Genomic DNA, 11,920 nt, shown 5'->3' with positions numbered 1-11,920 from the left:
GAATTACGCAACAAAGCCATTGAAGGGCTTAAATGCGAAACCGCAGTACACATTTGCTATGGTTACGGAATCAAAGCAAACACAGATTGGAAAAAGACATTAGGCACTGAGTGGCGCCAATATGAAGAAGTATTCCCTAAGCTGCAGCAATCGAATATCGATATCATCTCATTAGAGTGCCACAACTCTCACGTACCACTTGAACTGCTTGAACTTGTTCGCGGCAAGAAAGTGATGGTTGGCGCTATTGATGTTGCAACCGATTCGATTGAAACACCGGAAGAAGTGGCTAGCACTCTACGTGAAACACTTAAGTACGTTGATGCCGACAAGCTCTACCCTTGCACCAACTGCGGCATGGCTCCCCTACCTCGCGAGATAGCCTCAGCGAAGCTTAATGCGCTAAGTGCTGGCGCAGAGATCGTTCGTAAAGAGCTTTCAGCGTAACGCTTTCCTAAAGAACAAAAACTATGCCTTTAAGCCTAAGTATCATATTGATGCTTAGGCTTTTTGTTATGTGAGTTAATGAGCTTTACGCGCTGCTTACCAGGTTTTATCTAGGTCTTGAGCATATAAAGAGATCGCTCGTTGGTACTCTTTAATCGCATCGCTATTCGTCGTGGAAACTAAAAGCTCAAGTAACAGCGATGTCGCTTCTTTATGGCGACCTAGTTCGACACGCTAACATACGGCTCCATTCTTCTTTGCTCATTGCGCCTTTAGAAAGGTAAATATTGTGTTTCTGCATTGCACCTTTCGTGTATGAAAGCTTGATGAATGAGCCAATTTCAAACGGAAGAAAGCTACGCTGTAAAGTCACATCACAAGCAACGCCATTTAAACGTACATGACCGTTCGTGATTTCAAACGAGCTATCGCGAAGCTTCCACCACAACATTAGAATTTTTATTAATGGAGGAACACAAATTATCAGCCCTATGGTTAGCAGCGATGAACGATCACCGTCTGATATCCAATAGACAAGACCTAGTGCAATAACAATAAACAGCAACTCTGAAAATAAGTATTTAACAAAATTTAGTTGGATACGGTTATCCATGACACTCTCTCAATGATGACCCTAAAGGCAGCTCCATTTCAACGAGCCCTTTCACTTCAGACAACTGAGTAAAACCTTTTGATTGATAAAGCTTAATGGCGGGGTTCTCACTGAACACGCGCAACACTAACTGAGCCGATGCTTGATTGTTCGCATGTTCAATAGCCAAATCGAGACACTTAGAGCCAAAACCTTGACCTTGAAAGTCAGCTAATATCTGCAAGTCCCTAAGAAACGTTGTACCACTAGCGTAACTGAAGCGAACAACACCAATACGGCGATCCCCCACATAAATTTCATAGTTATCCAGCTCATCCCAGCTGCGTAAAAACTGGCTATGACCCCAAGCGATTCCACGAGCTTGATAGTAACTCGCCATATTCGTTTTGGTGATCGATTCAGCGAACTTAGGCTCTGAACCTTTGACCAACCTTACTTCCATATTGTGTCCTTTGTTTTCAAATCACATCTGAATACGGCATAGCAAAATGCCGTATATGTTGAATCATTTTTAGGTACATACTGGTTTCACTTCCTTCCATTGTGTATCCCATTCTTCGCCTAACAAATTAGAAAGTTTTTCACAGTCGTATAGATAGCGAAGACTATCTTTACAGTACGCAGTAAGTATTTCAGTTAACTGACCAGACGCTTTTTCGTTGTCTTTGAGTTTTCCGTACATCATCAAACCAGTCCTAAAGGTGTCTTGATCGAGGTCAGACGCTTGCTTCGATAACATCCCAAAGGAAATAGCGTTAATAGACAGGGCTAATGCAATCGCATCGCCTTCATCTCCCTCTAATTCACAAGCACTATAACGAGCTAACAAGTTCGATGTTTTAATTAATGGGGCAAGGTCTTTTGTATTTGCATATTTATAGGTTTCAAAACCTTGCCGCACCGCAGCTTTATGACTGTCTTCAATGCTCACAACATAGTCTGTCAAAACATGTAAGCTCGCATATGCACCTAGCCCGAAAGCCACAATGAACACGGCGATTAATCTGATCACTTATCTCTCCTAAAAGAACCTTGTGCTGGTTAATTTTAAACGGCGTCTTGTAGTAACAACCCTACTTGCCATCGACCTTTTCTAGAAACCAACTTCCTTGGCACGGCCCATTGGTTAAGTGCCATCGGCCGTCAAATCTACTGCCACTGCCACGTGCGGAAAAACGATAATCCCATTGGCGATGTTTAGCATATAAACGTAAGTCGCCGTTTTCCGTCACCCAACCCTCTAACGGTGTTCCATTGTAGGTAAGCCTTAGAGTAGCCTTACCCTCACGAATAGTTCCGGTGATGGTTGTGCGTTCACACATATTATTGCCAGTGGTGTTAATACGGCGGCCTAGCCACTCACCGTCGAAATCGATAGAAGGAACAAATTGGGGACTATCAGGAAGTTTAGGAAACGACTCGGAATTACTGGACCCGAACCACTGAAGCTCACGACCAACAAGGAAGAAGACAACAAAGCCGATTGATATCGCTATCACAAATCCCTTTTTCATTAGCCTCTTCCTAATCCGCTGACCTTAAGAAAAGAACCCTAACATAATGAAAAGTAATAACTTACCATCAGTTTAATTAACTTTGATATATTCCACAAATTGCATTCAAATGTTGAATATAGAGAAAGCGGCATCGTACAAAATACCGCGCATTGAGAATCAATTATGAGCAGTGCCGGAAGCTCTGCACAGAAAAACCCTAACCTTCCAAGGCATTGCGCCAATACTGAACGGTTTTATCCGACACCAACCCTGTCTCGGTCGCCGCTGATACTATGAAGTCACATAAGCGAGTTGCGACTTCTTCATTACCTAACAAGTATAAACTGCGAATGGCTCGCGTTAACCTTAGCTGGTTATGTTCATGATTCTTTAACCATACGTGATTAGCCGGGCTAAGTGGTAACGATGAAGATATTTCACTCCCGTTTCGCTGCATACCCCAAAACTCAAGCATCAGGTCAAGCACTTGTAGATGAGCTGTGCGGAGCGCTTCTGAATTAGCAAAAAGCACCTTATCTTCTTGAGTAACCAACGGGGCATGTTGATTAAACTTAGTCCCCTCATCTATTGGGAAGAACACTTGAATGTACTTATGGTCATGCTCCAACCAAAAATGATTGTAAGCCAATAACTGTTCTATATTTCGACCAAATTTGTCCGGCGCTTCACCAGATATAAAGCGAGCAATCTCACTCATTTTAAAATCCTACTGACTATAAACCCCCACTTGTGGGCGAATGCATTATTACGCAGTAAGCCGTCAAAAGCCTAGTCCTTTACGTTGTAAGTACCGATTTGGCTTAGAACTCCACGTCCCACGCGTTAGGAATCACTTTTGAATAATTTCGACTTACTTTTCTAACAAACGACACGGGAACTCTGCGACACATTTTAGCTCTGCTGTATGTTCAGGGAATCGTTCCTGAAGAAAACACAATGCATCCGTTGGCGTTGGCGTAGCGTATGAGTTTTAGACTAAAGCCAGCAACCAGTGTGTTAATAACTGAGTACCAAAACCTGAACGACTAAAAGAGGTAGGTAAAATAAGCAGCGAAAGATTACATCTTTCAAAGAAAAACCCTTCAGAAAGCGTCCTTCGGTGCATAGAATTTCAAGCGACTTACACTAGTGAATAATGTAAGTCGCTAACATAAGAGGCTAACGCAAGCGTCTGAACACAACCTGCTGGTCGAGCTCATTCTGATAGTCCGTGTAATCAAGCCCTTGATCAAATATGTACTCAGTGACAAGAGTACGAATGCACTCAACCAATGTGCTTGCTTGCCAAGGCTTTTCAAAGTAACGGTCGATGCCTGCTGCATTAATCGCATTGATGGTATCAGTATGAGTGGCCTGCCCCGTAAGAAGAATTTTCTTGGTATTCGGAAAGCGACTGTCATGGAACACTTCAGTGAGTAACTCCACACCCGTTTTCCCTGGCATCACATGATCAGACACGATGACGGTAATGTGTTCGCCTTCTGCGTCAAGTTCATCAATGAGATCAAGCACTTCTTGCGCTGATTCACAATCTTCAATATTCAGCCAACTCGCCAGCGGCTCTAAATCTTGTATCACTGCGCTCAGTACTTCTCTCTGGTCATCGACACAGATTAAATTAAGCTTCTCCATGTTCACCCTCTATTGGTAACTTGATTCTAAATACAGTTTTAGAAGCATCACTTTTCACAATGATACTTCCGCCATAACCTGCCACAATCCGCTTAACTACTGATAAACCCAAGCCCAATCCAAACGATAAACCACCTTTTTTAGTGGTGAAGTTGGGCTGAAATACCTTTCTACGAGTCGCCTCGTCTATCTCAGGGCCGTTATTCGCGATCGTAACTAATATCCTTTTCTTACTTAATCTGGTTTGAATCTCTATTGCGGCATCGTCTGAATTCGACATTGCATCACAAGCATTCTTTACAATGTTGACCCAAATCTGAACGAGCTCTGTTTTCGAGCCTTTAAAAGACGGTAAATCCGCAGGGCTCAATCGCACAGACACTCTACGTAACTCACTTTGTAGCAACGATAAGGCATGGTTAATGGAGTCGTTAATATCAACCGCTTCTTCGGTGTCGATATCAACTCTGCCAAGTTGTTTAACCGATTTTACGATGCCGACGGTGTGTCTAGATGCCAAACGCAAATCATGTAAATCACAGCCCATCTGCCAAAAACGAATCGCTTCTTCTGGTTTTTTCAGCCAATGCTTTGAAATAATGTCTGTTGCAGATAAAGCATCAATTGGAATCGCCTTTGCAAGAGAGCGAGCAATGTTTTTGTCTAAACCATATTTTCTTTCAAATTGTCGCCCACGTGTTCGTGCTTCTGACGACGACGTTTTCTGACCATGCATTAACCCAAAATCGAAAAATTGACTGGCTTCTGGATGCACTTCTTCAAGCAGATCCATGATGACCGTTTCAAGTCGACCAGATTTACTATTTACGACACCAATAGCGTTGTTAAGCTCATGAGCAATCCCTGCAGCCAATTGACCCAAGGTCGTCATTTGCTCAGCAGTATGTAACTTCTCTAGCGCTTTTTGTTTCGCTATCGCTTCTTGTGTTGCGCGGCGTTGACGACGCGACAACTCATTGACAATTACAGGTGTGAACTGTGCGGTAAGAGGACCAAATTTACGTTCATCTTCTGCAGGCGTGTCTTTATCGATCCACGCTAACTCAACATCGGTTTTAGCAACAACCGTTGAAGATGCTGTCCAATTACCTGAAAAGAAGCTATGAACGCCTATAAAAGCCCCACTACCCGCGCTAAATACTCGCACTTGCGGTGTATTCGCATCGGTATAAAACCCTTCCAGTTCTCCACTAAACACATAATATAAACGAGTGTTTAACGCTGATTGTTCAATAATGGTGTTACCGGCACAGCACGTCACCCGACGTTCTGTTTGGTTAAAATAGCGCTCGATAAGTGCTTCTAGCTTTTGTTGATACACGTATCGTTATCCTATGTGACCAATTGAATGTAGCACCCACACCATAACAAAACTCAGTAGCACACCAACCACACCCAAAATAATACCGATTCTGGCCATTTGATTACTTTGCACATGACCAGTGGCATGAGCCAACGCATTCGGTGGCGTACTGATTGGCAGCGACATACCTAATGAAGCGGCAAAAGTCACAACCAAAATTAACGTTAGCTCACCGCCTAGTGGCGTGAGTGAAGCCATAGACGAACCTAATGCCGCCATAATTGGCATTAACAAGTTAGCCGTTGCGGTATGAGACATAAAGTTTGCCATTACCAAACACAAGAACGCCGCTCCGAACAACACCACATAGGGTGAGTAGCTATCAAACGGAATACTGTTTACCACGAGCTTTGCTAAGCCAGTTTTATCGAGCGCTAAACCAAGCGCAATACCACCTGATACAAGCCACAGTACGTCCCAAGAAATCTTTTTCAGGTCTTCTTTATTGATGATCCCTGTGAGTGAGAACACAGCGACAGGAATCAGAGCGACGGTATAAGAGTTCATGCCATGGCTTGAACCCATTAACCAAAGAATGATGGTCAGCGCAAAAGTGACGTACACCGCAATGGCTTTAGGCGTTTTAAGGAATTTACCTTTAATACTTAGTTCGATTTTCTTTTGGTCAGCTTTGTACATAAAGCCGATTAAAAACCACGCTAACGCCATCATAATAACGACAAACGGCACACCAAATGCCATCCATTCGCCGAACGTAATCAGGTTATCGCCAACCAAATATTTAAGTGCGATAGCGTTCGGGGGGGTACCGATCGGGGTACCAATGCCACCGATGTTAGCGGCAACAGGGATACAAAGCGCAAACGCTACACGACCGGGGTCTTTCGGGCCAAACACAGCCAGTACCGGCGTTAAAATAGATAGCATCATTGCCGTTGTTGCCGTGTTAGACATAAACATCGAAAAGATACCGGTGATCAACATTAAGCCGAGCATCACAAACTTTGGATCTTGTCCAAATGGCTTCAACAACACGCGAGCTAAGTTTACGTCTAATCGATACTTAGTGGCGGCCATCGCTAAGAAGAAACCACCTAAAAACAGCATGATGATTGGGCTAGCGAACGTCGCCATGATGTCGCTGTATTTTAACAGCTCACCAAAATGTTCTTCCCCATGATCAAACCTTAAAAAGATCAGCCCTTTATCCGACAACATCAATAATTGCAGAACGATAATAACAACAGACGTCGCGTAAATCGGGATAGGCTCGAACACCCAGCACAATGCCGCTAATAAAAAGATCGCGATAACGCGTTGTTGAATAATCGTAAGGCCTTCAAATGGAAACGCTGATAGCGGCATTACGAGGATAATGAAAGGAATTAAAATTGGGATAATGTATTTAATATAGGGGCGCATAGCACAAAAACTCTTCCTGAGATAACAACTACTTAGAAATTAGATTTACAGTTCTAATTTAGATCCGACAACGAATTATCGAGCTCTTATCGCTATCTCACTCTCGGCTAGATCAATGATTACGTGATCGCGATACCCCCAGTTTCGTTTCTGTGCGCTACCTCAACGTTTGTATGTCATTTATTGTTGAAATTAAATTCAGGAGTGTGGTTTCTGCGTTTCTAGTCATAATCCGTTCCGGTTATTCTAGGTACTGTCAGAACAGATCAGTCGCTTAAGTCATGTCCATAAATTGAGGACCGCTTCTGAGTAACCTCTCAAATATATGAGTTAGACTTACTCGGATTGTGCGTGGTTTTGCATTTCCTTTTGCCGTAAGTTTATTTTCAAGCTCGCTTAGTAGAGCATGGAAGAAATAATAAAAAGATACCTATTCTCCCCCGAAAACAGTTCTACACAACACAACTTTCGACCGGCTAATAACATGACTATTGTTACATCTAAAAAACGTCCTACCGTTGGCATTGTGCTGCCTATGCTCAGTGGCTTCTACATGGGCGAGCTAAATGCAACCCTTAGAAGGCTTGCGAAAAACCATAAAGTCAATCTGATCTTCATCCGCTCGGGTGAGCGAAGAGATTTTAAACTTCCTATATATTTTAATCATCTCGATGCCCTTGTGGTCGTTCTCCATGCAGCGACAGTAAAGTTGATTGAAGAAGCTATAAACGCAAACATTCCAGTCATTTCTATTGGAGCAAGCTATGCGCCGCTGCCCGTTGAGCAGTATTATAGTGTGCAAAGCGATGGTGTCACTAAGCTCTATGAATGGTTACAAAGTCAAGGACACGAAGAAATCGGCTTTTGTGGCGATCTCACTGTTAATGATATCAGGTCTCGCTTCAAAGCGTATCAACGCACGGTGATTGATCATAAAGGCTCATTCAACCAACGCCATTTCTTCCGCGTGTCGAATTGTTCTCTATCTGGGGGACGAGAAGCCGCAATAGAATTTATACAGCGTAAATCCAAATGCACTGCGGTTATCTGCGCAACTGACCACAATGCTGTAGGTATGATGGAGCAACTGTCTCACAGCAATATCTCGGTACCTGACGATGTCGCCATCGTAGGCATTGATAATATTTTCGTCGGTCAACAATTCAATCCCAAGTTAACAACAGTAGACCAACAGCTTGAGCTTCTAGCGACGCAAGTATTTCACCGCGTGTTGGAACGTATTTCTGGGAAGCCTTTTAATAATGCCAATAATAGTGTCCCGCAAAAGCTCATCGTTCATCAGTCTTGCGGTAACACAAACCCAGATCTCGAACATAAAGAAGATATCAACTCAACTCGCCAAATCCTCTTAAATGTGCAAGGGCGTTCTCCCGCTGAGATATTCGAAAATTTCTATTCACAAGCACAAGGAGGTTTTGACTCAATTAGAGATGCTCAAAGCCTTTACGGAAACAATCTTGACTGGGCCTGTCTCGCTGAGTGTAATTCGGAGCAATACACTATTAGGAAATGGGTAGAAAAAGGCATGACTCAGCCAACTACCCTACCGCAACAAACAGATATTCAAGACGATATTCGCAATTTCCCATTTTTCGAACGCTATGATCATTTCGTTGCTTCCATTCTTCCTATCAACTCAGGGCAAGAAGATCACTGGAAGCTCGTCGCTGTTGTTGATTCATTGCAAGATCACCAAGATATCGGTACACAATCGGTATTCAACAATTATTTAGATATGCTCGCACTGTTCATCGAGCGCGACGAGCTTATCAATACAAGTAACAATCGTCAGAAGAACTCCCAACAGTTGTTGCAACAGCTCAAAGTAGTATCTAACAGCTCAAACGATGGTATCTGGGATTGGGACTTACTAACCAATACTCTTGTCTGGAACAGTCGGTTAACCAAAATGATTGGCTGTCAAGATACCTTTTCTGATCGTAAGTTAGGATGTGACCATCTGTTCCAATATATACACTCAGAAGACTTAGAACTTCTCGAGTCCGCCATTCATAACCACTTAAACGAAGAAGTACCGTTCAAATGTGAATTCAGGATGAAGACGCAACATCGCGGATATATCTGGGTTCATGCCAATGGCTCAGCGGTTCATAATGCAGAAGGGCAGGCTGTGCGCTTCATTGGCTCAATGACGGATGTAACTCAAGAGCGAGAAGATGCGGAAAAGATTCAACATATGGCGTATTATGATGCGCTTACTGGCATCGCTAATCGCCGGAAAATAATGGAAAGCATCGCGCAACACATTGTGAATCGACCTAACCAAAAACGCGCGGTCATGTTGATGGATCTTAACCGTTTTAAGATTATCAACGACTCTTTTGGTCATCACGTCGGTGATGCACTTCTTTGCCACGTGACCAAACATATTCAGAACGTGCTATCAAGTGAACACCTTGTCGCACGTTTGGGAGGTGACGAATTCTTGTTTTTGTGTAATGTCAGTTCCGAAGCAGACATCAACGCACTCGCCACGCAGATTTTAAATGCCGTTCAAAACCCATTGATCGTTGATGATATTGAGATTATCAGCCAAGGAAGCCTAGGCATCGCTATGTATCCTTATGATGGCGTAAGTGCCGAAGAATTAATTAAGCAGGCCGACATTGCCATGTATCAAGCTAAAAAGCTGGGAGGACAAAGCTATCTCAACTTTCAAAGGTCAATGGCAAAAGAGACGGAAAACATAATCGAAATAGAGCACCAACTCAGTCGTGCCATCGCTCAACAAGAAATAAAGGTGCACTACCAACCTCAATATTGTGGGCAAGATGAAAAGATTACTGCTGTTGAAGCACTAGCAAGATGGGAATCTCCAACATTGGGGGATGTCCCTCCTGACCAGTTTATCGAGGTTGCTGAATCAGCTGGCCTAATCAGCAAGCTTGGTGAATGTATCATTCATCGAGTTTGTAAGGATGTTGAAGGATCTGAATGGCTACAAACCATGAGCCATATTTCCATTAATATCAGTGCAAAACAGCTGATACAGCCTCACTTCGCTCAAGAAATCATTCGAACTATTCGCCAATACCAGCTTCCTTTGACGTTATTCTGTATTGAGATAACCGAGTCAGCAGCAATTGTCGATTACGAGTTATGCATAAACTCACTTAAAGAACTACACGATGTAGGAATTTCTATCTCTCTTGACGATTTTGGCACGGGATTCTCTTCTCTATCTCTACTAAAGCAACTTCCACTAAGTGAAGTAAAGATCGACCGTTCATTTATCTCTGACATAACTCAAGGGCAGACCAACTTAGACTTCGTCAACACTATGATCATGATGGGTAAAAGCTTGGGCTATCGTGTTGTAGCTGAAGGGGTGGAAACTGCTGATCATAACCAACGCCTAAACGGACTGGGGATAGATCTGCTGCAAGGTTATTACTTCAGTAAACCTCGACCATTAAGTGAACTGGAATCAGAAGTGGCTATCAAATTGACTAGAGCTTAACCGTGGCACAACGGCATTATTTAAAAGTAATGCCATTCTTATTCACGCTTTGCGTTAACTTTACTGCCTATTGGCAGGTTAACGGAATAAAAATGAGCGTAAACAGTAGATGACATAAAGGTCGTTTAGAACCACAGATAGACCTTGTTGAGATGCCTTATCTGGACTACGACAAACAGACGTACTACCCCAATCAGACAGTTATCTTCTGGCCTCGCTACCGCTGGGGCGCAGGCGGGAATGCTGTCGCATCGTTTGCACCAGTCACTATTTCGCCAACAGAGTAAGTCGTTTCTTATTGAGTTAGGGCTTAATCGCTAGGCCCTAACTCTTCATTATCGAAGGTAAGTAAAACACAAGAGACCTACTCAGAACCTAATTACAGGGAGTAATCAAACACAATGATGTCTTCTAAAAGCGGACGAAACACATCTTTCAGCGCATCATGCTCAGGGTGCGGAAGGTAATTCTGACGGCCTTCTTCATCGGCGAACGTCATTAACACCGAGTGGGTATAACCTTGATTCTTGTTTTCAGGGCTGTCATTTAATCCCCATTCTACTGAAGTGACCCCTTCAACCTTGTTTGGCATCGCTTCAAACAACATCTTTAGTTTTAGAACCTCTGAAGCCTCAGCGTTTTCTTTAAACTTAATCAGTAGAATATGACGAATCATTCCCGTTTCTTTTTGAGTCATTCCTAGTCCTTTCGAGCGTTCGCTTACTGGTTTGTAATGCTTAACCAACACCGAGTCGCGTTCTTAAATTAGAGAACAACAAAATGCCACACGTTACACAACATGCCAAGGCTAGATCGCTAGAGTTTATAAAATACTCCACAACCCAATAACGAAAAATGCTGCACCCGAGGGCCCAGCATTTCTCATGACAATGGTAAGCACATCTTTAACGTTAATCACGACGACCTGTAAGCTGGATCGTTTGGTCTTGATCAACGTTCTTTTGGAATTTTATTCCGCCATTAGCGGCGTCATTTCTTCCTTCAAGCACTGGATCAGATTCAACACGCTCAGCCTTTACTTGATTGCCTTCGCTTCTCATCATATCGAGAGTACTCGCATAAGTACCGTCAGCCGCGAAAGCCGTGTTCATAGATAAAGCCATCAATCCAAGTGCGATTAACTTGTTCATACATCACCTCATTGTATTTCTAATTCTTTGTTCGTTTGGTATCTGTGTTTTTGTTGGGGTAACTTTAACAATCGAACATGAACCATAGATGTGAGCTATGTGATGAGCTGCCGCCGCTCGCAAAAAGACGCACCTTTGAATCAGTGGTTATTCCAAATGTTGAAATCTACCCTGAAAAACAAACAAGCGTAGTTCAGCTTTTAACGGGTTAACTACTTAAAGGCTTAACTGCCTAACTCCTCTACCATCCAAAAAAGAAAAGGCTCCCGAGGGCTGTAATGCCGATCAGTT

Annotated in this window: 11 protein-coding genes and 3 pseudogenes; 4 read left to right on the top strand and 10 right to left on the bottom strand. The window is 43.1% G+C overall.

All coding sequences use genetic code 11. From position 1 onward, the window contains the following. Positions 1–447 (top strand): annotated as a pseudogene (locus tag AB4384_RS14210) (methionine synthase); the annotation flags it as partial. 211 nt (positions 448–658) lie between these two features. Here AB4384_RS14210 and AB4384_RS14205 read toward each other — a convergent pair. The 8 genes from AB4384_RS14205 to AB4384_RS14170 all read right to left on the bottom strand — a co-directional run bounded on the left by AB4384_RS14205 (position 659) and on the right by AB4384_RS14170 (position 6,976). Next, on the bottom strand, positions 659–1,060 hold the full coding sequence (locus tag AB4384_RS14205; RefSeq protein WP_017062409.1) for a hypothetical protein: 402 nt from the start codon (positions 1,058–1,060) through the stop codon (positions 659–661). Next, the gene (locus AB4384_RS14200; protein WP_372129704.1) at positions 1,053–1,502 is read right to left on the bottom strand and encodes a GNAT family N-acetyltransferase; all 450 of its coding nucleotides are present in this window, start codon (positions 1,500–1,502) and stop codon (positions 1,053–1,055) included. The genes AB4384_RS14205 and AB4384_RS14200 overlap by 8 nt, the downstream gene beginning before the upstream one ends. Positions 1,503–1,571: 69 nt before the next feature. Further along, the gene (locus AB4384_RS14195) at positions 1,572–2,072 is read right to left on the bottom strand and encodes a hypothetical protein (RefSeq protein ID WP_017064207.1); all 501 of its coding nucleotides are present in this window, start codon (positions 2,070–2,072) and stop codon (positions 1,572–1,574) included. A 61-nt stretch (positions 2,073–2,133) separates the two neighbouring features. Continuing rightward, entirely contained in the window at positions 2,134–2,574 is a 441-nt protein-coding gene (locus AB4384_RS14190; protein WP_017062406.1) for a hypothetical protein, read from the bottom strand. A gap of 199 nt (positions 2,575–2,773) precedes the next feature. Next, positions 2,774–3,274: an opioid growth factor receptor-related protein gene (locus tag AB4384_RS14185; protein WP_372129703.1), complete on the bottom strand. Its 501-nt coding sequence runs from the start codon at positions 3,272–3,274 to the stop codon at positions 2,774–2,776. A 461-nt stretch (positions 3,275–3,735) separates the two neighbouring features. Next, positions 3,736–4,209, bottom strand: coding sequence for a response regulator (locus AB4384_RS14180; RefSeq protein WP_017063648.1), 474 nt, complete (start codon positions 4,207–4,209; stop codon positions 3,736–3,738). Further along, entirely contained in the window at positions 4,196–5,551 is a 1,356-nt protein-coding gene (locus tag AB4384_RS14175; protein ID WP_372129702.1) for an ATP-binding protein, read from the bottom strand. The genes AB4384_RS14180 and AB4384_RS14175 overlap by 14 nt, the downstream gene beginning before the upstream one ends. Positions 5,552–5,557: 6 nt before the next feature. Then, positions 5,558–6,976: a DASS family sodium-coupled anion symporter gene (locus tag AB4384_RS14170; protein ID WP_372129701.1), complete on the bottom strand. Its 1,419-nt coding sequence runs from the start codon at positions 6,974–6,976 to the stop codon at positions 5,558–5,560. A gap of 484 nt (positions 6,977–7,460) precedes the next feature. Between AB4384_RS14170 and AB4384_RS14165 the strand changes: the two genes are divergently transcribed. Both AB4384_RS14165 and AB4384_RS14160 read left to right on the top strand, forming a co-directional pair. Beyond that, complete coding sequence (locus AB4384_RS14165) at positions 7,461–10,478, top strand: EAL domain-containing protein (protein ID WP_017069971.1); 3,018 nt, start codon at positions 7,461–7,463, stop codon at positions 10,476–10,478. 122 nt (positions 10,479–10,600) lie between these two features. Beyond that, a pseudogene (locus AB4384_RS14160) lies at positions 10,601–10,711 on the top strand (DUF3103 family protein); the annotation flags it as partial. Positions 10,712–10,857: 146 nt separating this feature from the next. On the opposite strand, the gene AB4384_RS14155 reads toward AB4384_RS14160, so the two are convergent. Continuing rightward, on the bottom strand, positions 10,858–11,175 hold the full coding sequence (locus tag AB4384_RS14155; RefSeq protein ID WP_372129700.1) for a Dabb family protein: 318 nt from the start codon (positions 11,173–11,175) through the stop codon (positions 10,858–10,860). Positions 11,176–11,389: 214 nt separating this feature from the next. Then, positions 11,390–11,629: a hypothetical protein gene (locus tag AB4384_RS14150; protein ID WP_017069969.1), complete on the bottom strand. Its 240-nt coding sequence runs from the start codon at positions 11,627–11,629 to the stop codon at positions 11,390–11,392. A gap of 81 nt (positions 11,630–11,710) precedes the next feature. On the opposite strand from AB4384_RS14150, the pseudogene AB4384_RS14145 reads away from it, so the two are divergent. After that, a pseudogene (locus AB4384_RS14145) lies at positions 11,711–11,821 on the top strand (LysR family transcriptional regulator); the annotation flags it as partial. Positions 11,822–11,920: the final 99 nt, after the last annotated feature.

This window comes from Vibrio sp. 10N.261.51.A4, from assembly GCF_041471945.1.
In the GTDB taxonomy this organism is placed as follows: domain Bacteria; phylum Pseudomonadota; class Gammaproteobacteria; order Enterobacterales; family Vibrionaceae; genus Vibrio; species Vibrio crassostreae_C.
Note: the sequence above shows the minus strand (reverse complement) of the source record. Positions and strands in the feature narration are given on the sequence as shown.